Source organism: Inquilinus sp. Marseille-Q2685 (assembly GCF_916619195.1).
GTDB lineage: Bacteria > Pseudomonadota > Alphaproteobacteria > DSM-16000 > Inquilinaceae > Inquilinus.
In genome coordinates this window covers 1,536,526-1,558,597 of sequence record NZ_CAKAKL010000002.1, presented here as the reverse complement: position 1 = coordinate 1,558,597, position 22,072 = coordinate 1,536,526, and the positions used below count along the sequence as shown (strand labels likewise).

The 22,072-nt window shown below is 70.7% G+C and carries 22 protein-coding genes; 4 read left to right on the top strand and 18 right to left on the bottom strand.

The window, feature by feature from the left end:
* Window positions 1–140: 140 nt before the first annotated feature.
* The 18 genes from LG391_RS16495 to LG391_RS16410 form a co-directional block, all read right to left on the bottom strand.
* A complete protein-coding gene (locus LG391_RS16495) occupies window positions 141–893 on the bottom strand; it encodes a class I SAM-dependent methyltransferase (RefSeq protein WP_225769088.1) in 753 nt (250 codons plus the stop codon).
* Window positions 894–957: 64 nt separating this feature from the next.
* The gene (locus tag LG391_RS16490) at window positions 958–1,875 is read right to left on the bottom strand and encodes a LysR family transcriptional regulator (protein ID WP_225769087.1); all 918 of its coding nucleotides are present in this window, start codon (window positions 1,873–1,875) and stop codon (window positions 958–960) included.
* A 79-nt stretch (window positions 1,876–1,954) separates the two neighbouring features.
* Window positions 1,955–2,620 (bottom strand): RraA family protein, encoded by a 666-nt coding sequence (locus LG391_RS16485; protein ID WP_225769086.1) that lies wholly within the window; start codon window positions 2,618–2,620, stop codon window positions 1,955–1,957.
* Between the two features lie 8 nt (window positions 2,621–2,628).
* The gene (locus tag LG391_RS16480) at window positions 2,629–3,453 is read right to left on the bottom strand and encodes a carbon-nitrogen hydrolase family protein (protein WP_225769085.1); all 825 of its coding nucleotides are present in this window, start codon (window positions 3,451–3,453) and stop codon (window positions 2,629–2,631) included.
* A gap of 27 nt (window positions 3,454–3,480) precedes the next feature.
* Window positions 3,481–4,218: an aldolase/citrate lyase family protein gene (locus LG391_RS16475; RefSeq protein ID WP_225769084.1), complete on the bottom strand. Its 738-nt coding sequence runs from the start codon at window positions 4,216–4,218 to the stop codon at window positions 3,481–3,483.
* A gap of 35 nt (window positions 4,219–4,253) precedes the next feature.
* On the bottom strand, window positions 4,254–5,045 hold the full coding sequence (locus tag LG391_RS16470) for an ABC transporter permease (protein WP_225769083.1): 792 nt from the start codon (window positions 5,043–5,045) through the stop codon (window positions 4,254–4,256).
* Window positions 5,046–5,059: 14 nt separating this feature from the next.
* Window positions 5,060–5,953, bottom strand: a complete 894-nt coding sequence (locus tag LG391_RS16465) for an ABC transporter permease (protein ID WP_225769082.1) — start codon at window positions 5,951–5,953, stop codon at window positions 5,060–5,062.
* Between the two features lie 3 nt (window positions 5,954–5,956).
* Window positions 5,957–7,087: an ABC transporter ATP-binding protein gene (locus LG391_RS16460; RefSeq protein WP_225769081.1), complete on the bottom strand. Its 1,131-nt coding sequence runs from the start codon at window positions 7,085–7,087 to the stop codon at window positions 5,957–5,959.
* Window positions 7,088–7,261: 174 nt separating this feature from the next.
* A complete protein-coding gene (locus LG391_RS16455) occupies window positions 7,262–8,323 on the bottom strand; it encodes an extracellular solute-binding protein (RefSeq protein ID WP_225769080.1) in 1,062 nt (353 codons plus the stop codon).
* A gap of 148 nt (window positions 8,324–8,471) precedes the next feature.
* Window positions 8,472–9,440, bottom strand: coding sequence for an ABC transporter ATP-binding protein (locus LG391_RS16450; protein ID WP_225769079.1), 969 nt, complete (start codon window positions 9,438–9,440; stop codon window positions 8,472–8,474).
* Window positions 9,437–10,591: an ABC transporter ATP-binding protein gene (locus LG391_RS16445; protein WP_225769078.1), complete on the bottom strand. Its 1,155-nt coding sequence runs from the start codon at window positions 10,589–10,591 to the stop codon at window positions 9,437–9,439. The genes LG391_RS16450 and LG391_RS16445 overlap by 4 nt, the downstream gene beginning before the upstream one ends.
* On the bottom strand, window positions 10,584–12,134 hold the full coding sequence (locus LG391_RS16440; protein WP_225769077.1) for a gamma-glutamyltransferase: 1,551 nt from the start codon (window positions 12,132–12,134) through the stop codon (window positions 10,584–10,586). Before LG391_RS16440 ends, LG391_RS16445 begins: the two co-directional genes overlap by 8 nt.
* A complete protein-coding gene (locus LG391_RS16435) occupies window positions 12,131–13,021 on the bottom strand; it encodes a polysaccharide deacetylase family protein (protein ID WP_225769076.1) in 891 nt (296 codons plus the stop codon). Before LG391_RS16435 ends, LG391_RS16440 begins: the two co-directional genes overlap by 4 nt.
* A 9-nt stretch (window positions 13,022–13,030) precedes the next feature.
* Complete coding sequence (locus LG391_RS16430) at window positions 13,031–13,816, bottom strand: SDR family NAD(P)-dependent oxidoreductase (protein WP_225769075.1); 786 nt, start codon at window positions 13,814–13,816, stop codon at window positions 13,031–13,033.
* 8 nt (window positions 13,817–13,824) lie between these two features.
* Window positions 13,825–14,685 (bottom strand): ABC transporter permease, encoded by an 861-nt coding sequence (locus LG391_RS16425; RefSeq protein ID WP_225769074.1) that lies wholly within the window; start codon window positions 14,683–14,685, stop codon window positions 13,825–13,827.
* Window positions 14,682–15,608 carry an ABC transporter permease gene (locus tag LG391_RS16420; RefSeq protein ID WP_225769073.1) on the bottom strand — a complete coding sequence of 309 codons (927 nt, stop codon included), beginning with the start codon at window positions 15,606–15,608 and terminating at the stop codon, window positions 14,682–14,684. The genes LG391_RS16425 and LG391_RS16420 overlap by 4 nt, the downstream gene beginning before the upstream one ends.
* 15 nt (window positions 15,609–15,623) lie before the next feature.
* Complete coding sequence (locus LG391_RS16415) at window positions 15,624–17,123, bottom strand: ABC transporter substrate-binding protein (RefSeq protein ID WP_225769072.1); 1,500 nt, start codon at window positions 17,121–17,123, stop codon at window positions 15,624–15,626.
* Window positions 17,120–17,911, bottom strand: a complete 792-nt coding sequence (locus tag LG391_RS16410) for a GntR family transcriptional regulator (protein WP_225769071.1) — start codon at window positions 17,909–17,911, stop codon at window positions 17,120–17,122. Before LG391_RS16410 ends, LG391_RS16415 begins: the two co-directional genes overlap by 4 nt.
* Before the next feature lie 78 nt (window positions 17,912–17,989).
* On the opposite strand from LG391_RS16410, the gene LG391_RS16405 reads away from it, so the two are divergent.
* From LG391_RS16405 to LG391_RS16390, 4 genes are all read left to right on the top strand, one after another.
* Entirely contained in the window at window positions 17,990–19,072 is a 1,083-nt protein-coding gene (locus LG391_RS16405) for a LacI family DNA-binding transcriptional regulator (protein ID WP_225769070.1), read from the top strand.
* Between the two features lie 61 nt (window positions 19,073–19,133).
* The gene (locus tag LG391_RS16400; RefSeq protein ID WP_225769069.1) at window positions 19,134–20,084 is read left to right on the top strand and encodes a substrate-binding domain-containing protein; all 951 of its coding nucleotides are present in this window, start codon (window positions 19,134–19,136) and stop codon (window positions 20,082–20,084) included.
* Between the two features lie 168 nt (window positions 20,085–20,252).
* A complete protein-coding gene (locus LG391_RS16395) occupies window positions 20,253–21,050 on the top strand; it encodes an ATP-binding cassette domain-containing protein (protein ID WP_225769068.1) in 798 nt (265 codons plus the stop codon).
* A gap of 20 nt (window positions 21,051–21,070) precedes the next feature.
* A complete protein-coding gene (locus LG391_RS16390) occupies window positions 21,071–22,069 on the top strand; it encodes an ABC transporter permease (RefSeq protein WP_225769067.1) in 999 nt (332 codons plus the stop codon).
* The last annotated feature ends 3 nt before the right edge of the window (window positions 22,070–22,072 follow it).

Below are 22,072 nucleotides of genomic sequence, written 5' to 3'. Positions count from 1 at the left end.
TGGTGGGCATCCGGCAAAACGCCCGGCATCCCGGCCGCGCCAATTCAGATCAATAAAGCGAAAATCCCCCTCGATCCCCCCTCAATCAGGGGGGATGGCGGCGTTTCGGTCAACAGCATTCGCGTGAGAGTAGAGGCGCCTCAGCTCCGCGGCAGCCGTCCCAGCGGGATGTGATCGCGGGAGCCCGGCGTCCAGGGGGCGCCCGTCCAGTCGCCCAGCCAGGTGTCGATCGCCAGCCCGGCTTCGCCGATCAGGGCCTCGAGCTGCGCGCGGGGCGGAAAGGCGATGCGCGAGCGCGAGGACAGCAGGCGGCCGTCGGCGACGATGCGGTAATAGGTGCCGTAGGTCACGATGCCCGTGTCCGGATCGTGCTCGACATCGTTCCAGGCGTCCACGGCGCCGAAGCGGGGATGGTCGATCCGGCGGGCCGATGCCTCCGGCGTCCACTCCCGCCATTCCTCGATCGCCGGGTTTCGGCTGTCGAAGATGAACCGCCCGTCCGGCGCCAGATGCGCCGCGATGGTGCGCAACGCCTCCAGCTGGTCCCCGGGCGTCAGGAACACCTGGAAGGCATGGCCGGTCAGCACCACCAGGTCGAAGCGACGGCCCAGCCGGACGCTGCGGCCGTCGCCCTGGACCCAGGTCACCCGGTTGCCGCCGGGGCGCGCCCGGGCGATGTCCAGCATGGCGCCGGCGGGGTCGACGCCGAACACCGTGCGCTCCGCCTCGGCCGCCAGCGTCGCGGCCAGCCAGCCGGTGCCGCAGCCGAGGTCGAGAACCGAAGCGCACCCCTCGGCCAGCGACCGGCAGCTATCCCGGTCCGCGGACCAGGCGTTCTCGACGTCGTAGAAATCGGCCAGGTCCGGATCCTGGTAGAGACGATCCTGTTCCATGAGATCCAGCCCTCTGCCGCCGAGAGTGCCGACCGTACCGGGATTCGGGCTGGGGCGGGAGCGTTCAGCCCTGATGCGCGAGCGAGGCGTCGTAGAGGCAGCAGAAGGCGGCGGCCGCGTCGCGGGCGATGGCGGCGACCAGCGACGGCAGGCGCGACATCGGCGGGTCGAGATGCACAGCGGCATAGCGGGTGGCGGGGAAGGGCGGGTGCACCTTGAGCACGTGCAGGATGCCCTCGCGCAGCTCGCGCTGGATCACCACCGGCGGCAGCACGGCGATGCCGATGCCGGCGATGGTCATGCTGACCGTGGTCGACAGCGAGTTGGAGTAGTGCAGCACCGGGTCGCCGGCCCCGGCGAGATAGTCCAGCAGCCGGGCATGGTTATGCGCCCCGGGTTCGTAGGAGATGATGGCATGGGCGGCGATGTCCTCGGGCCCCAGCGTCTCATCGGCCGGGCGGGGCAGCAGGGTGGGGCCGGAGATCCAGAACATCCCGTAGGTGCAGAGGTCGAGGATCTTGAGGCCGTCCGCCTTGTCCGGCCGGATGACCAGCGCCACGTCGATCTCCCGGTCCGACAGCTTCTGCAGGATGGTGTGGGAGGCGTCGGTGGTGACCGAGAAGCGGACGTTGGGGAATTGCCGGCGCAGCGTGCCGGCGATGTCGGGCAGGAGGGTCAGGGCCATGCTCGGCACCAGGCCGATCCGCACCGCGCCCTTGATCGCCGAGGTCGGATCCAGGCTGCAGACCAGCTCGCGGTACCGCGCCACGATCTCCTGCGCGCCGTCGACGAAGGTCTGGCCCTCGGCGGTCAGGCGCACGTCGCGGGCGTCGCGCTCGAACAGCTTGAAGCCCAGCTCCTGCTCCATCGCCGCGACCCGGCTGGAGATCGCGGCCTGGGTGATGTTCAGGCGCTCGGCCGTGGCCCGGAAACTGCGCAGGCGCGACAGCCAGATCGCGGTCTCGAGGAAGCGTATGTTCATGGCGGGTCGGCGGCGCCCCGGCCAGGATCTGCAGGGACCCTGATTGAGGGCGCCGGCGAGCCCCGCGTAAAGGGCCGTGTCAGGCCGCGCCGCGGGCGAGCACCTTGCGGCTGGCCCCCGATACCTCGCCCAGCTTGGCGCCGTGCTTGACCGTCAGCTCGCGCTCGCGCCCCGTCTCCTGCCGCCGCAGCGCCTCACGCGCCACCGCCTCGACCTCCGCCCGCGGCAGCACCAGCACGCCGCTGTCGTCGGCCAGGATGGCATCGCCGGGCATCACCACCACGCCGCCGCAGGCGACCGGGATGTTGAGGCCGCCGCCGAGATCGTAGAGCCGGGTGGTGATCGGCGAGATGCCGCGGGCCCAGATCGGGAAGTCGGAGTCCTCGATCTCCGCCAGGTCGGTGCAGGGGCCGTCGACGATGCCGGCGACCGCGCCCGCCGCCTTGGCCGCCACGGTGACGCCGCCGCCCCAGCAGGCGTGGCGGTCGTCGCCGAGCCGGTCGACGACCAGGATGTCGCCTGGCCGCAGCAGGCCGGTGGCATGGTGCAGCAGGGTCGAATCCGGCCCTGGGATGGCGACGGTGACGGCGGTGCCGACCACGCGCTTGCCGCGCAGCAGCGGCTGGATGCCGTGATGCATGAAGCCGAACAGGCGCCAGTGGCCGACGGTCGCGGTCTCGACGCCGGACAGCAGGTCGAGATGGGCCGGCGGCACCGGCGCCGGCATGTCGTTGATCGTGTACATCGGCATCCTCACGCGCAGGCCAGGCGGCGGTGGTCGCTCATCGGGATCGATGTGCGAGCCCGGCGGATCTGCTCCGGGTCGATCCGGGCGGTGACGAAGCCGACGCCGTCCGAGGCGCGGGCGACGACATGGCCCCAGGGGTCGCAGACCAGCGAATGGCCGTAGGTGTGGCGCTTCTCGCCGTTCGCGACATAGGCCCCCCATTGGCCGCAGGCGGCGACATAGGCCTGGGTCTCGATCGCCCGGGCGCGGGCCAGCACCTCCCAATGGTCCTTGCCGGTCTGCAGGGTGAAGGCGGCGGGCAGCACGATGACGTCGGCGCCCTGCTTCGCCAGCGCCAGGAACAGCTCGGCGAAGCGGACGTCGTAGCAGATGGCGCAGCCGACCTTCAGCCCCTCGAGGTCATAAAGGACGACGTCCTCGCCCGGCCGCACCGTCGCCGATTCCCGATAGGCGGTGCCGTCCGGCGCGACGATGTCGAACAGGTGGATCTTGCGGTAGCGCGCGGCCTCGCGCCCGTCGCGGTCGAACACGACCGTGGTGTTGTAGATCCGGTTCTCGCCCGGGATGCGCTCCATCATGCTGCCGGCATGGACCCAGACGCGGTTGGCCTTGGCCACGCCCTGCGCCATGGCATAGGCGGCGCCGCCCGGCGCCGGCTCGGCCGCCGCCACCTTGTCGGCGATGCCGCCGCCATAGAGCTCGAAATATTCCGGCAGCACCAGCAGGTCCGGCTTGTCGGTCTGGATGGCTTGCTCCATCAGCACCTTGGTGTTGCCGAGATTCTCGGCCCGGTCGGTCTGCGGGTTGGTCTGGATCAGGCTGATCTTCATGGCAAGGCTCCGAAGGAAGGGAAGGGGTCAGGCGGCGAGCACGGCTTCGCGCTTCAGCGCATCGAGCGTCCCGGCCAAGCCCTGGCGGACGACCATGGTCTGGGTCGCGACCACCAGCTGGGCCGCCCCCTCGGCCAGGGCGAATGTGCGCTCCGCCGCGGTCCAGGCGGGCATGATCCAGGGCTTGCCGGCGGCGCGCGCGGCACGGGCGCAGCGGGCCAGGTCGGCGCGGTCGGATTCGCCGAATTCATAGGCGCCGCGGCCGCGCGCCAGCGCCAGGTCGGACGGGCCGGGGAACAGCCCGTCGACCGTGTCGAGGCCCAGGATGCCTTCGACCTCGGCCAGGCTCTCGGCGGTCTCGATCATGGCGTAGCAGCGGGTGCGCCGGTTCTCCTCGTCGAAATAGGCGCTGCTCGGACGGGCATATCCGGCCGGCCGGCCGCCGGAATAGCTGCGGATGCCGCGCATCGGGAACTTCGCGGCGGCGGTCACCGCCCTGGTGTGCTCGACCCCGAGGAGGTGCGGGATGACGACGCCGTCGGCGCCGAAGTCGAGCACCTGCTGGATCGCCTCCGTGGTCGGCGCCAGCACCTTGGCCAGGACCGAGATGCCCTTGGCCTTGGTGAAAGCCAGGAAGCGGTCGAGGTCCGGCAGGTCGAAGGTGCCGTGCTCGACATCGATGACGAGGGTGCGGAAGCCGCAGAGATGCGCCATCTCCACGTAGGAGAAGTGCGGATGCGACATCCAGAGGGCCAGACGATCCATGTTCGACGGAGACTCCATGGCAGCGGGAGCGAGGGTCACTTGCCCATCGCTTTCGACAGGCCGAGCGAGCGCTCGACCAGGATGATGATGAGGAGCGTGGCGGCGACGAGGACGACCGAGACGGCGGCGATCATCGGGTCGGTCCGGCTCTCGACGTAGTTGAACATCGCGACCGGCAGGGTGGTGATGCCGGGGCCGGTGACGAACAGCGAGATCACCACCTCGTCGAAGGAGATCAGGAAGGCCAGGGCGGCGCTGGCGACCAGGCCCGGCATCATCAGCGGCAGGGTGATCCGGCGGAACACGGTGAGGGGCGCGGCGCCCAGCGTCGCGGCCGCGTCTTCCACCGCCGGCGGCAGGGTGGCCAGCGCCGTCGCCATGATCCGGATCACATAGGGCGTGGTGACGATCAGATGCGCCGCCACCAGCCCGGGATAGGTGCTGAGCAGGCGCAGGTCGACGAAGACCAGCAGGATCGCCAGCCCCAGCACGATCGAGGGCAGCAAGAGCGGCGCTGTGAACAGGCTCATCAGCGCCTCGCTGCCGCGGAACCGGAAGCGCCGGATGGCGTAGGCGGCGGGGATGCCGGCCGCCAGCGACAGGGCGGTGACCAGCGCCGCTATGCCGAGGCTGACCCAGAAGGCCCGGATCATCACCTTGTTCTGGACCAGCGCCGCGTACCAGCGCGTGCCCCAGGCCGAGGGCGGGAAGGTGAGATAGGCGTCGTTGCTGAAGGACAGCGGCACGACGATCAGGATCGGCGCCAGCAGGAAGGCGTAGAGCAGCAGCACCAGCAGCCTGAAGGGCAGAGTCGTGGTTCCGACCATGGCGGTTCCCTCCTTCAGTCGAAGCGCCGGACGATGCGGGCATAGGCGGCGAGGGCGCAGCCGAAGATGATCAGAACGATCACCGAGATCGTCGCCGCCATCGGCCATTGCAGCTGGATCACCGCCTGGTCGTAGATCTCGGTCGCCAGCAGGAAGACCCGGCCGCCGCCCAGCAGCTTCGGGGTGATGAAGGAGCTGATGGCCAGCACGAAGCACAGCAGGCAGCCCAGCGCGATCCCGGGCAGGGTCAGCGGCAGAACGATGCGGCGGAACCGGGTGAAGGGGCCGGCGCCGAGCGAGGCCGCAGCCTCCTCATAGCTCGCCTCCAGCCGGCCGAACCCTGCCATCAGCGACAGCGCCATGTACGGCATCAGGATCTCGACCAGGCCGATGAAGACGCCGGTCATGTTGTTGACCAGGCGCAGCGGCGACTGGACCAGGCCGAGCGACAGCAGCGCCCTGTTCACCAGCCCCTGGTCGCCCAGCAGCACCATCCAGCCATAAGTGCGGACGACGCTGCTGACCAGCAGCGGCGACACCGTGATCACGAACAGGATGTTCCGCCAATGGGCGGGCGCCCGGTGCAGGAACATCGCGATCGGATAGGCGCAGGCCAGCGTCGCCAGGGTCACGGCGAAGCTCATCGCCAGCGAGTTCGCGATCAGGCTGAGATTGAAGCTGTCGGTGAAGAAGCCGAGATAGTTGCGGAAGCTGTAGACGTCAGTCAGGACGCCGCTGCTGCGGCTTTCCTGGAACGAGATCTGGGCCAGCCGCAGCACCGGGAAGACGAAGGCGACGAGGTTGATCAGCGCCATCGGCGCCAGCAGGGCGGCGGCGATCAGGGCGAAGCGGCCGCGGCGGGAGCGGGACGGGGCGGCCGGGGCGAGGTCGGCGGAGACGGCGGTCATGGCTCAGCCCGGGAAGACCAGCATGTCGTCGGGCGACCATTCGCACATCAGCCGGTCGCCCGGCCGGTGGGCGGCCCCATGACCGGCGGTGGGCGCCTCGACCTTCAGCACCGGGCCGCCGATGTCGATGTCGTACTGCACCAGGTCGCCGATATAGGTGACGCGCAGCACCCGGCCGGGGGCGCCGTTGGTGGCGGTGCTCAGCAGCGCCTGGTCGCGATGCGGCGTCAGGCTGATCCGGTGCGGCCGCACCGTCGCCCAGGCGGCGCCGGGCGACTGCTCGGTCGCGGCGCAGCGGTAGACGGCGCCGCCCAGCCGCAGCCGGCGGCGGTCCAGTAGCTCGCAGGGCAGGGTGTTGGTGCGGCCGACGAACTCGGCCACGAAGCGCGACGCCGGCCGCTCGTAGATGTCCTCCGGCGTGCCCAGCTGCGCCAGCCGCCCGCCGGACATGACGCCGACCACGTCGCACATGGTCAGCGCCTCGACCTGGTCGTGGGTGACGAAGACGGTGGTGATCGACAGCCGCTGCTGGATCTCGCGGATCTCGATCCGCATCTCGTCGCGCAGCTTGGCGTCGAGGTTGGACAGCGGCTCGTCCAGCAGCAGGATGCGGGGGCGGATCACCAGCGCCCGGGCCAGGGCGATGCGCTGCTGCTGGCCGCCCGACATCTCCTTCGGCTTGCGCGGGCCGTAGCCGGGCAGCCGCACCATCTCCAGCGCCTGCTCCACCCGCTCGCGCGCCTCGGCCTTGCCGACGCGGCGCATCTCCAGGCCGAAGGCGACGTTCTCGGCCACGGTCATGTGCGGGAACAGGGCATAGTTCTGGAACACCAGGCCGATGTCGCGCCGGTGCGGCGGGCGCTGGGTGATGTCGTCGCCGGCCACCACGATCCGACCGTCGGTCACCGGCAGCAGCCCGGCGATCATGCGCAGCGCCGTGGTCTTGCCGCAGCCGGAGGGGCCGAGCAGGCCCAGCAGCTTGCCGCGGCTGACCTCGAGCCAGAGGTCGGAGACGGCGGTGAATCCGGCATAGCGCTTGGTCACGCCCTCCAGCCGCAGGAAGCCGGCGGAGGGATCGGGTGCCGGCTCGGCACGGTCGAGGACGGGGGCGGGGGCGGTCAGCATCGCCTGCATGGGACTTCCCGAGGCTGGTGGATGGGAGGGGTTAGAGACCGTTTGGAAATGCGCTGGCGTGAGTCGGCTGGCGGTGGTTTCGAGAACCGGAGCGCAGCGCACATTGGTGCGTGAGCACCGGAAGCGGAGAGACCGCCGTCAGACGGCCGCGCCAGTAGCGTTTACAAACGGTCTCTAGCGGCTGGCCGGAATGATCTGGCGCCGCCAGGGGGCCAGGATCGATTCCCGCATGTCGCCGATGGTCATCCAGTCGATCGGCACCAGCTTCGCCTTCTGTGCCGGATCGAGCAGCGGGATGCGCCTGCCGGTCTCGGGCGGGATCGCCGTGTCCTTGTTCGAGGGGGCGTAGAACATCGCCTCGGAGAAGCGCTTCTGCGCCTCGGCCCCCAGCGCGTAGTCCATGAAGGTCTCGGCCGCCTCGCGGTTCGGCGAGTTGGCGATCAGGCTGATCACGTTGACCTGGGTGATGGTGCCCTCCGCCGGCGCGACGGAGCCCAGCCGGCCCTCGGTCTGGTCGGCGTAGAACTGGCTGCGCGCGTTCCAGCCGATGGCGAGGGTGGCCGTGCCGTTGGCGACCAGGGTGTAGGCGTCCGGCTTCGGCTCCCAGGTCTGGATCAGGGGGGCCATCTCGACCAGCTTCTCGACGCCGGCATCGACGCCCTGGCGGTAGTCTTCGGCCCCGGCCATGCGGTTGGCGATCAGGGTCAAGGCGATCGCCTGGATATCGCCGCCGCCCTGGGCCGGGACGATGACCTTGCCGGCCTGCGCCTTGTCCCACAGTGCGGTCCAGCTGGTCGGCGCCGTCGGGAACGCCTCGGCGTTGTACAGCAGCGCCAGCGTGTCGTAGGTGATCGGCGGCGCGAAGGCGCCGAGGTCGCGGCCGAGATCGCCGAGCCGGGCCAGGTTGGTCAGCCGCGCCGGGTCGCCCTCGGCGATCAGCCCTTCGTCCCGGGCGATCTTGGCGACAGACAGGTCGAAGATCACGGCGTCGACCTGCGGCGCGTCCTTCTGCGCCCGCATCAGCCCCAGCGCTGTGGCCGCGTTCTGCACGCCGTAATAGGTCACGGTGATGTCCGGATGGGCGGCCTGGAACGGCTCGATCACCGCCTTGGTATAGTTCTCCTGGAACTCGCCGCGATAACCCATCACGGTGATCTGGGCGGCATCGGCCGCGGTCGCGGCGACGGCCAAGATGGAGGCGAGGCAAAGGGATCGCGCGCAGGAGGCGAGTGTCATGGTCGTGTCCCTGTTTGTGCCGTGGCGGCCGCCGTCTCGGGCGGTCTGCGGGCGCCGGTCGATCGCCGGCGGCAGGGATACGCTGGGACAGGCGGGCGGTCCCGTCTAACGGGTTTTTCTTATCGCCCGATAAGATTTCCCGGAGGGCTTATCCCGCCCGCACCAGGCAGGCGGCCTCGGTGCCGCCTTCGGCCGGTCGCAGCGCCGGGCGGATGGCGGCGCAGTCCTCGACCCGGATCGGGCAGCGGCTGACGAAGGGGCAGCCGGCGGGCGCCGCCAGCGGGCTCGGCAGGTCGCCGGACAGGATGATCTTGCGGCGCTGCCGCTGCGCTCGCGGGTCGGGCAGCGGGATCGCCGACAGCAGCGCCTCGGTATAGGGGTGGCGCGGCGCCGCGAAGACGGCGTCGGTGTCGCCCTGCTCGACGATGGTGCCGAGATACATCACCGCCACCCGGTCGGCGATGTGGCGCACCACCGACAGGTCGTGGCTGATGAAGAGATAGGCGAGGCCCAACTGATCCTGCAGCCGCACCAGCAGGTTCAGGATCTGCGAGCGGATCGAGACGTCGAGCGCCGAGACCGGCTCGTCGCAGACCAGCAGCTTCGGCGACAGCGCCAGGGCGCGGGCGATCACCACCCGCTGGCGCTGCCCGCCCGACAGCTCGTTCGGATAGCGCTGCGCGTAGGATTCGGGCAGGCCGACCAGGTCCAGCAGCTCCGCCACCCTTCGGCGGCGCTCGGCGCCGGGCGTGCCGCGGATCGCCAGCGGCTCGGCGATGCTGGCGCCGATCCGCATCTTCGGGTCCAGCGCCGCGCTCGGGTCCTGGAACACGATCTGCATGGCGCCGGCCAGGGCGCGGCGCTCGGCTGGGGCGGCGTGGGTGACGTCGCGGCCCTCGAAGGCCACGGTGCCGCGCGTCGCCCGCTCCAGCCCCAGGATGGCATAGCCGGTGGTCGACTTGCCGCAGCCGCTCTCGCCGACCAGCGCCAGGGTGCGGCCGGCCTCGAGCTCCAGCGAGACGCCGTCCACCGCCTTGACCGCGCCCTTGGCAGCGCCGCCGCGGACCGGGAAATGCACCGCCAGGTCGCGGACGGAGAGCAGCGGCGCGCCGGTCATGCCAGCCCCGCGACGCGGTCGCTGTGCCAGCAAGCGGCCAGATGATCCGTTGCTGAGTCAGCTCGCGATGGAGGGGCCTGTTCCCCCTCACCCTCCCGTCGCTGCGCGCCGGGCCCCTCCCTCTCCCCGAGGGAGAGGGGCAGTTGACCTCTCCCTCGGGGAGAGGTCGAAATCGCGCCGGCGATTTCGGGTGAGGGGGCGGCACCGACCTCTCCCCTCATGCTGCCGCGGCGTACCGATTCCAGCGGCGGCGCTTCGGCGCAGCGCGCGTCGGCCAGCGGGCAGCGGGTGCGGAAGCGGCAGCCCTGCGGCCAGTGCGCCGCGTCCGGCACCGCGCCGGCGATGGTCTTCAGCTCCTGCCGCCGCGGGCCGTCGAGGCGCGGCACCGTCGCCAGCAGCAGCTTGGTGTAGGGATGGGCGGGGGCGTCGAAGATCGCGTCGACCGGCCCGCTCTCGACCACCGTGCCGCCATACATCACCGCCACCCGGTCGGCCATGTCGGCGACCACGCCCATGTCGTGGGTGATCAGTAGGATGGCGCTGCCGGCCTCGGCCCGCAGGGTCTTCAGCAGGTCCAGGATCTGCGCCTGGATGGTGACGTCCAGCGCCGTGGTCGGCTCGTCGGCGATCAGGATCTCCGGCCGGCAGATCAGGGCCGAGGCGATCATCACCCGCTGGCACATGCCGCCGGACAGCTCGAACGGGAACTGCCCGGCCCGCCGCTCCGGATCGGCGATGCCGACCCGCGCCAGCATGGCGACGGCCTCGCTGCGGGCCTCGGCGGCCGGGGCGCCGCGATGCAGCCGCAGGCTCTCCGCCACCTGGTCGCCGACCCGGACCAGCGGGTTCAGCGACGCCACCGGCTCCTGGAAGATCACCGACACCCGGTTGCCGCGCAGGGCGCGCAGCGCCGCCTCGTTCAGCCCCAGCAGGTCGATCCCGTCCATGGCGACGGCGCCGCCGGCGATGCGGGCGGCGGCCGGCAGCAGGCGCAGCACCGACAGGGCCGTCAGGCTCTTGCCGCAGCCGCTTTCGCCGACCAGGGCCAGCACCTCGCCGCGGCCGATCGACAGCGACACCCCGTCGACCACGGACCGGCCGCCGATCGCGACCCGCAGTCCGTCGATGGCGAGAAGGGGGGCCTCAGGCATCGGCCGGCCCTCCGACCGCCACGCCGGACCAGGGGCTGGTCGGGTGCGCCATGCCGACCGTCTCGCCGGTCGCCGGGTCGCGCGCGGCGGCGGAGGCGATGGCGAAGTTCACCGGGTACAGCGTGTCCTCGACGATCTGCACCGGGAAGTCGCGCGCCACCGTGGCGGCGACGTCCGGCGCCGCGGCCGCGTTCACTTTGATCGTGGGCGTACTGGCGTCGACGCGCGGGGTGTGGAAGGCCGCCTCCAGCGACATGCCGTAATCGACGACGTAGGAGATCAGCTGCAGCAACGCCGGGAAGATCGACCGGCCGCCGGCGGCGCCGATGGCCAGGTCCGGCCGGCCGTCGCGGCCCAGGATCAGCGGGCACATATTCGCCAGCGGCTGGGCGCCCGGCGCCATGGAGTTCGGCTGGCCCGGCCGCGGGTCGAACCACATCATGCCGTTGTTCATCAGGATGCCGGCGCGCGACAGCACCACCTTGGAGCCGAAGCGGGACAGCAGCGTGTTGGTCAGCGAGACGAAGTTGCCCTGCGCATCGACGATGCTGATATGGCTGGTGCAGCCGGGGGCGCGGGCGAGGCCGGCATGGCCCATGCCGGTCAGGCGGGGGCGGTAGGCCTCGCGCGCCGCGCGGGCATAGGCCAGGGCCGCCCGCGCATCCGGCCGGTCGCCCCAGGACGTGCGAGGGGCCAGCAGCTCCAGCGCCGCCAGCAGGCTGGGGCCGCCGCTCAGCCCCGGCATGGCCCAGACGTCGCGGCCGCGATAGGCGCCGCGCAGCGGCTCGGCCCAGCGCGGTTGATAGGCGGCCAAGTCGGCGGCGGTGATGCGGGACCCGGCGTCGGCCAGGTCGGCGGCCAGGTCCCGCGCGGTTCCGCCCTCGTAGAACTCGCGGGCGCCTTCCCGCGCCAGGCGCCGCAGCATTCGGGCCTTGGCCGGCATCGGGCGGTATTTCCCTTCCGCCGCCTTCGGTGCCTGGCCGTTCTCCAGCAGCAACTCGGCGGTGGGGGCGAAGCGGGCCAGGGCCGTGGCCTCGATCGACAGGCAGAAGGCGGCGTACCAGTCGATCTCCAGCCCGCGCTCGGCATGCTCGATGGCGGGCGCCAGCGCCTCGGCCCAGCCGATGCTGCCGAAGCGTTCCAGCGCCGCGGCCAAGCCGGCGATGGCGCCGGGAACACAGATCGAGGGGCCGCCGATCAGGTTGCGGTCCTCGGTCACCGACGGCCACTGGAACCAGTTGCCGGTGTCGGCCCCCGCCAGCGGATAGTCGGCCGGGTCCAGCGCCGCGGGCGCCCGGACGTTGAAGTCCAGCGCGGAGCCCGTGCCGCTCGAGCCATCGGCATGCAGCAGGAAGCCGCCGCCGCCGATGCCGGACAGCCGGGGCTCGACCACGCTCAGCCCCAGCGCCGCCCCCACCGCCGCGTCCATGGCGTTGCCGCCGCGGGCCAGCACCGCCGCGCCGGCTTCCGCAGCATAACGATGCTGGGCCGCAACCAGGCCGTGGCGGCTGCGGATCTCGGTCCTGCGCCCGCTCACAGTCATGCCGTGCGCCCGAAGCGGCGCGGTTCGACCGGGCCGGGGATGTCCGACGCGGCGACGAACCTCCCGGCATTGGCCGACCCGGCGTGATACGCCGCGACCTCGCCGACCGTGGCGATCCAGACGCCGGGCGCGGCGGTGATCCGTTCCAGGAGGCGCTCCAGCAGCCGCAGCCGCTGGGCCCGGCCGGAGATCCAGTCATGGACCGTCAGCATGAACAGGCCGTTCAGGCGGCGCAGCCCTTCCCACTCGTCCAGCCAGCCCTCCAGGATCGGCCCCGGCGCCTCGGGCGGCCACTGGTCGGTGCCGCCGCCGGAGAACTTGAAGAACACCGCGTCGTCGATCGCCCATTGCACCGGCACCTCGACCACGCCGTCGATCTCATAGGGGTGGTCGGCGCCCATCAGCGAGCTGTCCCAGAAGCCGTGCCGGCGGATCTCCGCCAGCATGTGCGGGGTCATCTCCCAGGCCGGCGACCGGAAGCCCCTCGGCACCGCGCCGGTCTGGCGCCGGAACACCTCGATCGAGGCCTCCAGCGCGCCGGTGAACTCGGCATCGCTGCTCTGCGCCACGATCTCGTGGAAATAGCCGTGCAGCCCAATCTCGTGGCCGCGCTGCAGGAAGGCGGGCAGCAGCTCGGGATTGGCCTCGGCCACCGCCCCCGGCACGAAGAAGCTGCCCTTGACGCCGAAGCGGTCCAGCAGGTCCAACAGCCGCCAGATCCCCAGCCGCGGCCCGAAGCGCCGCTGCTCCAGCTGCCCCAGCGAGCGCGTCGCCTCTGGCGCCCGCTGCTGCCACAGATAAGGCGAATCCGCATCGACATCGACGGTGAAGCAGAAGGCGCTGTCGCGGCCTTCCGGCCATTGATAACGCGGCCAGGGCTGGACCATCGGTTCCTCCTACAGCGGCGACTTCTTGGCCTGGTACACGGCCATCGATCCGATCGAGTTGCCGCCGTCGACCGTCATGGTCGACCCGGTCATGTAGGCGGCGGCGTCGCTGGCCAGGAACAGGACGGCGTTGCCGACATCGGCGGCGGAGGAGGGGCGGCCGAGCGGGATCGACCCGCTGGTGGCCTCCACGTGCTCCTGGGTCAGCAGGCTGACCTTGCTGCCGGCGATGAAGCCGGGCTCGACCGCGTTGACCCGGATGCCGAATTCCGCCAGCTCCAGCGCGAAGCCCTTGGTCAGCCGGTCCAGCGCGGCCTTGGACACGCAATAAGGCACCACGGTCCGCCGCATCTTGCGCGATGCGCCGGAGGAGATGTTGATGACGCTCCCCGGAACCTTGGCGGCGATCATCTGCCTGGCCAGGGCGCGGGTCAGCAGGAAGGGCGCGCGCAGGTTGACGTCGAAGATCCGGTCCCATTCGTCGACGTCGATGTCGAGCAGGAAGCCGCTGGGATAGACGCCGGCATTGTTGACCAGGATGTCCGCCGTGCCCCAGCGCCGGCCGATCTCGGCGGCCAGGTCGTCGATCGCGGCGTCCTTCCGTAGGTCGGCCGCATGGGCGAAGCGGTCGCCCTTGAGGTTCAGGACCAGGCGGTCGAGATCCTCCTGGGATGTGTCGGTCAGGCACAGGCGGGCGCCGGCCTCGGCGAAGGCAGCGGCGATCCAGCTGCCCACCACGCCGCAGGCGCCGGTCACCACCACGCGCTTGCCGTTCAGATCGCTGGGGATGTTCATGGGGGTCCTCATCGGCTGTGGGGGTCGAGACGGTCGCGCAGTGCGTCGCCGATCAGGTTGGCGGCGAGCACCAGGAGGAACAGGCAGAGGCCGGGGAAGGTGGCGATCCACCATGCGGTGGCGACGTAGTTGCGGCCGGTCGACAGCATCGCGCCCCAGCTCGCGGTCGGCGGCTGCACGCCGAGGCCGAGGAAGGACAGCCCGGCCTCGAACAGCACCATCAGCCCGAACTCCAGCGTCGCGACCACGGTCACGGCGCCCAGGATGTTCGGCAGGATGTGGCGGAACAGCACGCGGAACGGCCCGGCGCCCATGAAGGCGGACAGCCGGACATAGGGCCGGCCGGCGATCGCCAGCGTCTGGCCGTAGGCGACGCGGGCGTAGCGCGGCCAGCGCGTCAGGGCCAGCACCAGGATGACGTTCAGCAGGCCGGGGCCGACCACGGCGACGGTGATGATCGCCAGCAGGATGGCGGGCACGGACAGGAACACGTCGACCACCCGCATCACCACGATCTCGACCGGCCCGCGCAGATAGCCCGCGAGCATGCCGAGCACGGTGCCGACGACGCCGGAGATCAGCACCGACAGCACCGCGACCAGCAGCGAGATCCGGGCGCCCCAGACCAGGCGGCTCAGCAGGTCGCGGCCGAGCTCGTCGCTGCCCAAGAGGTAGTGGACGTTGCGGGCGACGGTGCCGGGCGGCTTCAGCCGGCCCAGCAGGTTCTGTGCGTTCGGGTCGTAGGGCGCGACCAGCGGCGCCAGCACCGCGGCCACGGCGAACAGCGCCAGCAGGACGATGAAGGGCAGGGCGCGCCGCAGCGGCCGGCGGGTGGCCGGGGCCGGGGTTATGTCGACCGCGGCGCTCATCTTGCGCTCCCCAGCCGGATGCGCGGGTCGACGGCGCTGTACAGCAGGTCGGTCAGCAGGTTGAGAGCGACGGTGACGAAGGACCCCAGCAGCACCACCCCCTGCACGATCGGGAAGTCGCGCGCCAGGATCGATTGTACCGTCAGCTGCCCCAGCCCGGGCCAAGCGAAGACCGTCTCGACGATCACCGCCCCGGCCAGGAGGTTTGAGATCTCGAGACCGGCCACCGTGATCACCGGGATCGAGGCGTTGCGGGCCAGGTGGCGCAGCAGCAGGCGCCCGGTGGCGGCGCCGCGGGCCCGGGCGGTGCGGACATAATCCTTCGACAGCTCCTCCAGCAGGGCCGTCCGCGTCACCCGGGCGAAGGTCGCCATGCTCAGCAGGCCCAGCGCCACCGACGGCATCACCAGATGGTCGATCCCGCCGGTGGAGGAGGGCGGCAGCCACCCGAGCGTGACGGCAAAGACCAGGATCATCAGGATGCCGCTCCAGAAGGTCGGCATGCTCTGCGCCGCCAGCACCAGCCCGGCCAGCATCCGGGCCACCCAGCGGTCCCGTCCCAGCGCCAGCGCCACCCCGACCGGGATGCCGAGGCCGCAGGCGACCAGCAGCGCCCCCGCCGCCAGCGCCAGGGTGTAGGGCAGGCGCGAGGCGATGATGTCCGCGACAGGCACGTTCTGCACCACCGACTTGCCGAGGTCGAAGCGCGCGATCTCGCCCAGAAAGGACAGGTACTGCACCCAGAGCGGCCGGTCGAAGCCCAGCGCGTGGCGCAGCGTCTCGATGTCGGCCTGGGTCGCGGTGTCCGGCACCAGCAGATAGGTCGGGTCGCCGGTCAGGCGCTGCAGGAAGAAGATCAGCGTGGCGACGCCGAAGATCGTCAGCAGCGCCTGGCCCAGGCGGCGGAGCAGGAAGGCGGTCATGCCTCCCGATCCTCCTTATTCCGACCAGGACATGCGGTTCAGGAACAGGCTCTCATTCGGGGTCGGCTGCCAGTTCAGCTGCTTCGCGGCGCCGTAGATGATGGCGGCCTGGTACAGCGGCACCACCGGCACGTCGCCGGCGACGATCTCGTTGACCTTGGCATAGCGGTCGAGGCGGACGGCCTGGTCCAGGGTCGAGCGGGCCTCGACCAGCAGCTTGTCGACCTCGGCGTTGCGGTAGTTCGACCAGCCGCTGCTGCTGTGCAGCAGCGGGAACAGCACGCCGTCGGCATCCTGGCAGGCGCAGGACCAGCGGCCGAAGGTGATGCTCGCGCCCTCCTGCGGCTTGCCCTGCGACCGCTTCAGATAGCTGGCCATGTCGGTCATCGTGATCTTCACGTTGATGCCGACCTCGGTCAGCTGCTGCTGCACGGCCTGGACGATGCGCTGGTCGTAGACCGGCGCGGTCGACAGCTCGGCCTCCACCTTCGCCGCGTCGCCGGCCTCGGCGACCAGCGCCTTGGCCTTCTCCGGATCGTAGGGGAAGCCCTCGATGCCTTCGGTCCAGCCGACATGGGCGGGGGTCAGCAGCTCCGCCACCGGCTTGTCGTAGCCGCCCAGGATGCCTTCGGTCAGCCCCTGCTTGTCGATGGCATAGGCCACGGCCTGGCGCAGCTTGAGGTTGTCGAAGGGCGGGATCAGCGGGTTCAGCCGCAGATAGGCGACGCGCTCGGTCAGCACCACCAGCGGTTTCACCTTGTCCGATCCCTGGATCTGGGCCGCGAGGTCGCTGTCCAAGGTGACGACGAGATCGGCGGTGCCGGCCTGCAGGTCGGCCACGCGGGTGGCGGCGTCGGGCACGGCGCGGAACACCGCGGTCTGGAACGGGCCCTTGGTGCCCCAATAGGCGTCGTTGCGGGTCAGGGTGACGGCGACGCCGCGCTGCCAGCTGTCGAACCTGTACGGCCCGCTGCCGACGGGTTTCTGGTTGAAGGCCTCGTTGCCCACCGCCTCGACCACATGCTTCGGCACGATCGACAGCTTCACCAGCTGGGCCAGCAGGGCGGGATAGGGACCGTCGGTCTTGATGCGGACCGTGGTCGGGCCGGTCGCCTCGGCGCCGGTGATCTTGTTGAACTGGCCCAGCTGCGGGCTGGCGAATTTCGGGTCGGTGATGCGGCGGATGCTGTAGGCGACGTCCTCCGCCGTCAGCTTCTGCCCGTCATGGAAGGTGATGTCGTCGCGGATCTGGAACTCGATCTCGGTGTCCGAGAGGTATTTCCAGGAGGTCGCGACCTGCGGGACGATGTCGCCCTTGTCGTCGCGGGTGACCAGGTTGTCGAAGACGTTGCGGTAGACGTAGTAGCTGTCCGGGTTCCATTGCTGCTGCGGGTCCAGCGAAGAGGGCTCGTTCACCAGATCGATGGTGAGACGGTCCTTGGCCATGGCCGGGGCCGTCGCCAGCATCACGGCCCCGAGCGCCGCGCCGAGCCATATGGTCCTGATCCGCGTCATGTGATGTCCCCCTGTTGTGACGGCCGGCGCGGGCGCGCCGCGCGCGCCATCGCCGGTCCGGTTTGTCGCCGACGTCGCCTGTCGCCGTCCGTCTCCGCCACGTCGAGGGGCGAGGGCAGGGCGAACAGGGCCTCGGTCGCGAAATCCTGGAAGGCTGATATCGCGGCCGCGATCTCCCGCCGCGCCGCCTCGGCGTCGCCGGCGGCCAGCGCCGCGATCAGTGGCTCCCGTCCGACCGGCCGGTGGTGCCGTCCGGCGAGGTCGAAGAAGGCCGCGATCCGGTCCGCCTGGTTCCAGGCCTGGTCCAGCCAGCGGCCGACCAGCCCGCCGGACCGGGCCGCCAGCTGGTCCAGGATCTGGCGGTCGGCGCTGCGCAGCGTGACCAGCGCCTGATGGTCCTCGCGCCCCTGCAGCGCGGTGCTCATGCGGGTCAGCGCCGTCAGCCGGGCGGCGGCATCCGGCGGCAGCCGGATCTCGGCCAGGCCGGGCTCGACCGCCTTGCGGGCGCGGATCACGTCGCCGATCAGCGCCCCGGTGACCGGTGCCACCCGCCAGCCGCGGCGCGGCTCGACGGCGACCAGCCCTTCGCCCGCGAGGGTGGTGAGGGCCGTGCGGACGGCGGCGCGGCCCAGGCCGAAGCGCGTGGCGAGCTCCGGCTCCGAGCACTCGGCATCCGGCCGGAGCTCGCACTCGATCACGGCCCGGCGCAGCCGCTTCAGCGCGAAAGCGGCCTTTGGCTCGGCGCCGGGCGGGAGGGCGTGGGCGAAAGGCGAGGCATGATCATACATGCCCGCAGCGTGTCATTGTACGTGACATCTCACAAGATGAATCTGAAATTTCACATTGAGAGATCATAAAATCGAGCGGTGCTTCCGATCAGAAACCGGTTTACTAAACCGGTTTCTGACGCTAGGCTGAGTCTCGGAGGCACAATGGCGACCATTCGCGACGTCGCGCGGGAGGCGGGGGTTTCACCGGCCACGGTCTCGCGCTACCTGAACGGGAACATCGAGCTGCCGGCGGAGACCGCCGGGCGGATCGATGCGGCGTCGAAGCGGCTGGGATATCGCCCGAACCTGCTGGCCAAGCGCCTCAGCCTCGGCAGCTCCGAGACCATCGGCCTGGTCACGCCGGAGATCGCCAACCCGTTCTTCGCCGCGCTGGCCGCGGCGGCCGAGGACGAGGCGCGGCGTGAGGGCTTCTCGATCCTCTTGAGCAGCACCGGCGGAGACCTGGAGATGGAGGCCGCCAGCATCGACCGGCTGGCGGCGCGCCATGTCGACGGCCTGCTGGTCCTGACCAACCGGGTCGACGACGGCCGCCTGCGGGACCTGATCGACGGGCGCACCGACGTGGTCGTGCTCGACGAGGACGTGCCGGGCGCCAGGGTGACGCGGATCTTCGTCGAGAACGAAGCCGGCGCCTATGACGCCACCCGCCATCTGATCGCGGCCGGGCACCGCCGCATCGCCCATATCGGCGGGCCGGAGCAGCTGCTGAGCTCTCGCGAGCGCTTCGCCGGCTTCGCCCGGGCTATGGCCGAGGCCGGGCTGGCGGTCGAGGACGGCCTGGTCCGGTTCGGCGCCTATGAGCGCGATTTCGGATGCGAGGCGACCCGGGCGATCCTCGCCAACGGCCGGCCGACCGCCGTGTTCACCGGCAGCGACTACATCGCCGTCGGGGTGCTGCAGGAGCTGGCGGCCCAGGGCCTGTCGGTGCCGGGCGACCTGTCCCTCGCCAGCTTCGACGACATGCCTTTCGCGGACCTCCTCAGCCCGCCGATCACGACCGTGCGCCAGCCGATCGAGGCGCTCGGCCGGCTCGGCATCCGCACGCTGCTCGCGCAGATCCGGGGCGAGGAGCCGCCGCCGACCCAGCGCCTGCCCACCCAGCTGGTGGTCCGCCGATCCGTCGGGCCGCCGCCGGGCAGGGCCAAGAAGGCAGGCTGATCGCGACGCCTGCCGTCAGGGACGAAACGCGACAACGACACTGCAGACAGAGGAGAGCTTCATGACGCGACCGACATTTCCGACCAAGGTCTCCCTTGCCGCGGCGCTGACCGGCGCGGCGATGCTGGCCGGCGCCGCCCAGGCGCAGGCCGAGATGATCGCGCTGGTGACGATCAATCAGCAGGCCCTGTTCTTCAACCAGATCAACGAGGGCGCGCAGAAGGCGGCCGACGCCGCCGGCGCCAAGCTGGTGATCTTCAACGCCAACAACGTGCCCAGCGCCCAGAACGACGCGATCGAGAACTACATCACCCAGAAGGTCGACGGCATCGTCCTGGTGGCGATCGACGTCAACGGCGTGAAGCCGGCGATCACCGCGGCCAAGCAGGCCGGCATCCCGGTGGTCGCGGTCGACGCGCAGATCCCGGACGGCGACAACGCCGCCTTCGTCGGCGTCGACAATCTCAAGGCCGGCGAGGAGATCGGCAAGCATGTCGCCGATTACGTGAAGCAGAACATGGGCGGCAGCGCCAAGCTGGGCGTCATCGGCGCGCTGAACTCCTTCATCCAGAACCAGCGGCTGGACGGGTTCAAGAAGGCGCTGTCGGCCTCGGGCGTGAAGGTCGATATCGTCGACACGGTCGACGGCCAGAACGTCCAGGACGTGGCGTTGACGGCGTCGGAGAACCTGATGACCGCCAACCCGGACATGACCGCGCTCTACGCCACCGGCGAGCCGGCGCTGATCGGCGCCGTCTCCGCCGTCACCAGCCAGGGCCGCACCGGCGACATCAAGGTGTTCGGCTGGGACCTGACCGCCCAGGCGATGGAAGGCATCGACGCCGGCTGGGTCGCCGCCGTGGTGCAGCAGGACCCGGCCACGGAAGGCAAGGTCGCGGTCGAGACGCTGCTGAAGCTGAAGAAGGGCGAGACCGTGCCGGCGATCATCAACGTGCCTGTGACCATCGTCACCAAGGCCAACGTCGACCAGTTCCGCAGCCTGTTCAAGTAACCCAGGGCGGCTCGCCCCCCTCACCCGAAATCGCTGCGCGATTTCGACCTCTCCCCAAGGAGAGGTGAACATTCCCTCTCCTCGGGGAGAGGGAGGGGCCCGGCGCCGAAGGCGACGGGAGGGTGAGGGGGAGAACCGCTGTCGAGTGATCAAGCGATGGAGGGACTGTTGGACGAACCTGTCCGCGTCCGCATGAGCGGCATCTGCAAGCGCTACGGCGCGATCCAGACGCTCGACAATGTCGACCTGACCCTGCGCCGCGGCGAGGTGCTGGGGCTGGTCGGCGATAACGGCGCCGGCAAGTCGACGCTGAGCAAGGTGCTGTCCGGCGCCGTGATCCCCGACGCCGGCACGATCGAGATCGACGGTGCCCCGGTGCGGTTCGAAAGCCCGGCCGATGCCCGCCGGCACCGCGTCGAGATGGTCTATCAGGACCTGTCGCTGTGCGACACGGTCGACGTCGCCGGCAACCTCTTCCTGGGGCGGGAGCCGCGGCGCGGCGCCTTCGGCCTGTCCTTCCTTGACAAGGGGCGGATGCACGCCGAGGCGCGGCGGATGCTGGACGGGCTCGGCATCCGCATCCCGAACACCTGGCTGAAGGTCGAGAACCTGTCGGGCGGCCAGCGCCAAAGCATCGCCATCGGCCGCGCCGCCTCCTTCGATCCGAAGGTCCTGATCATGGACGAGCCGACGGCGGCGCTGGCCGTCGCCGAGGTCGAGGCGGTGCTGGAGCTGATCCGCACGGTCAGCGCCCGCGGCGTCAGCGTCATCCTGATCACCCATCGGCTGCAGGACCTGTTCCTGGTCTGCGACCGGATCCAGGTGATGTACGAGGGCCGCGCCATCGCCGAGCGGAATATCGCGGACACCAATATCGAGGAGGTGGTCGACCTGATCGTCGGCCGGAAGTTCACCGCCCGCTCGGCCCGAATGGGCGGCGGCGCGGGCGCGGAGGCGCGGGCATGAGCGCCGCGGGGAGCACTGCGATGACCGAGGACCATGCCGCCCCGGCGAAGGCCGACCGGCCGCCGGGGCTGCGCCACCAGGTGATGGCGAACGGCGGCGTCGCCAGCATCTTCATCTTCTTCCTGGCCGTCTGCATCCTGTTCGGCCTGGTCACGGACAGCTTCCTGACCGAGGCCAACATCCTGAACATCCTGCGCCAGAGCGCGCCGCTGCTGATCGTCGCCACGGCGATGACCTTCGTCATCACCACCGGCGGCATCGACCTGTCGGTCGGCTCCATGCTCGGCCTGGTCGGCGCCCTGTCGGCGGTGCTGCTGCAGGCCGGGGTGCCCTGGCCGGTGGCGCTCATCGGCCTGGTCCTTCTGGGCGCAGCCATCGGCGCGGTGCAGGGCTTCTTCATCGCCTATGAGGGCATCCCGGCCTTCATCGTCACCCTGGCCGGGCTCGGCATCATCCGCGGCGTCGCGCTGCTGATCACCCAGGGCTATTCGATCCCGATCGAGCCGACCAGCGCCTTCGTCACCATCGGCCGCGGCTGGGTGGCGGGGCTGCCGCTGCCGGCGATCATCGCGGTCGCGGTGCTGGCGCTCGGCGTCGTGATCTTCACCCAGACCCGCTTCGGCCGCTACGTCACCGGCATCGGCGCCAATGCCGAGGCGGTGCGCCGCGCCGGCGTGAACATCCGGCGGGTGACGCTCCTGGTCTACGTCCTGTCCGGCGCCGCCGCGGCGCTGGCAGCGGTGGTGATCGCGGCGCGGCTGGGCAGCGGCTCGGCCAATTCCGGGGCGGGGTTCGAGCTCGACGTCATCGCCGCGGTGGTGCTGGGCGGCACCAGCCTGTTCGGCGGCCGCGGCACCATGGTCGGCACCGTGCTGGGCGCCCTGACCGTCGCGGTGATCGGCAACGGCCTGATCCTGGCGCATATGTCGCCGTTCCTGACGCCCATCATCACCGGCGTGATCATCCTGATCGCGATCTGGCTCAACTTCCGGATCTTCCGGACCACGTCCCGCCGCTGAGGC

Coding starts and splice junctions, on each gene's coding strand:
- LG391_RS16495 (WP_225769088.1), bottom strand. CDS start 893: ATGGAACAGGATCGTCTCTACCAGGATCCGGACCTGGCCGATTTCTAC.
- LG391_RS16490 (WP_225769087.1), bottom strand. CDS start 1,875: ATGAACATACGCTTCCTCGAGACCGCGATCTGGCTGTCGCGCCTGCGC.
- LG391_RS16485 (WP_225769086.1), bottom strand. CDS start 2,620: ATGTACACGATCAACGACATGCCGGCGCCGGTGCCGCCGGCCCATCTC.
- LG391_RS16480 (WP_225769085.1), bottom strand. CDS start 3,453: ATGAAGATCAGCCTGATCCAGACCAACCCGCAGACCGACCGGGCCGAG.
- LG391_RS16475 (WP_225769084.1), bottom strand. CDS start 4,218: ATGGATCGTCTGGCCCTCTGGATGTCGCATCCGCACTTCTCCTACGTG.
- LG391_RS16470 (WP_225769083.1), bottom strand. CDS start 5,045: ATGGTCGGAACCACGACTCTGCCCTTCAGGCTGCTGGTGCTGCTGCTC.
- LG391_RS16465 (WP_225769082.1), bottom strand. CDS start 5,953: ATGACCGCCGTCTCCGCCGACCTCGCCCCGGCCGCCCCGTCCCGCTCC.
- LG391_RS16460 (WP_225769081.1), bottom strand. CDS start 7,087: ATGCAGGCGATGCTGACCGCCCCCGCCCCCGTCCTCGACCGTGCCGAG.
- LG391_RS16455 (WP_225769080.1), bottom strand. CDS start 8,323: ATGACACTCGCCTCCTGCGCGCGATCCCTTTGCCTCGCCTCCATCTTG.
- LG391_RS16450 (WP_225769079.1), bottom strand. CDS start 9,440: ATGACCGGCGCGCCGCTGCTCTCCGTCCGCGACCTGGCGGTGCATTTC.
- LG391_RS16445 (WP_225769078.1), bottom strand. CDS start 10,591: ATGCCTGAGGCCCCCCTTCTCGCCATCGACGGACTGCGGGTCGCGATC.
- LG391_RS16440 (WP_225769077.1), bottom strand. CDS start 12,134: ATGACTGTGAGCGGGCGCAGGACCGAGATCCGCAGCCGCCACGGCCTG.
- LG391_RS16435 (WP_225769076.1), bottom strand. CDS start 13,021: ATGGTCCAGCCCTGGCCGCGTTATCAATGGCCGGAAGGCCGCGACAGC.
- LG391_RS16430 (WP_225769075.1), bottom strand. CDS start 13,816: ATGAACATCCCCAGCGATCTGAACGGCAAGCGCGTGGTGGTGACCGGC.
- LG391_RS16425 (WP_225769074.1), bottom strand. CDS start 14,685: ATGAGCGCCGCGGTCGACATAACCCCGGCCCCGGCCACCCGCCGGCCG.
- LG391_RS16420 (WP_225769073.1), bottom strand. CDS start 15,608: ATGACCGCCTTCCTGCTCCGCCGCCTGGGCCAGGCGCTGCTGACGATC.
- LG391_RS16415 (WP_225769072.1), bottom strand. CDS start 17,123: ATGACGCGGATCAGGACCATATGGCTCGGCGCGGCGCTCGGGGCCGTG.
- LG391_RS16410 (WP_225769071.1), bottom strand. CDS start 17,911: ATGTATGATCATGCCTCGCCTTTCGCCCACGCCCTCCCGCCCGGCGCC.
- LG391_RS16400 (WP_225769069.1), top strand. CDS start 19,134: ATGACGCGACCGACATTTCCGACCAAGGTCTCCCTTGCCGCGGCGCTG.
- LG391_RS16390 (WP_225769067.1), top strand. CDS start 21,071: ATGACCGAGGACCATGCCGCCCCGGCGAAGGCCGACCGGCCGCCGGGG.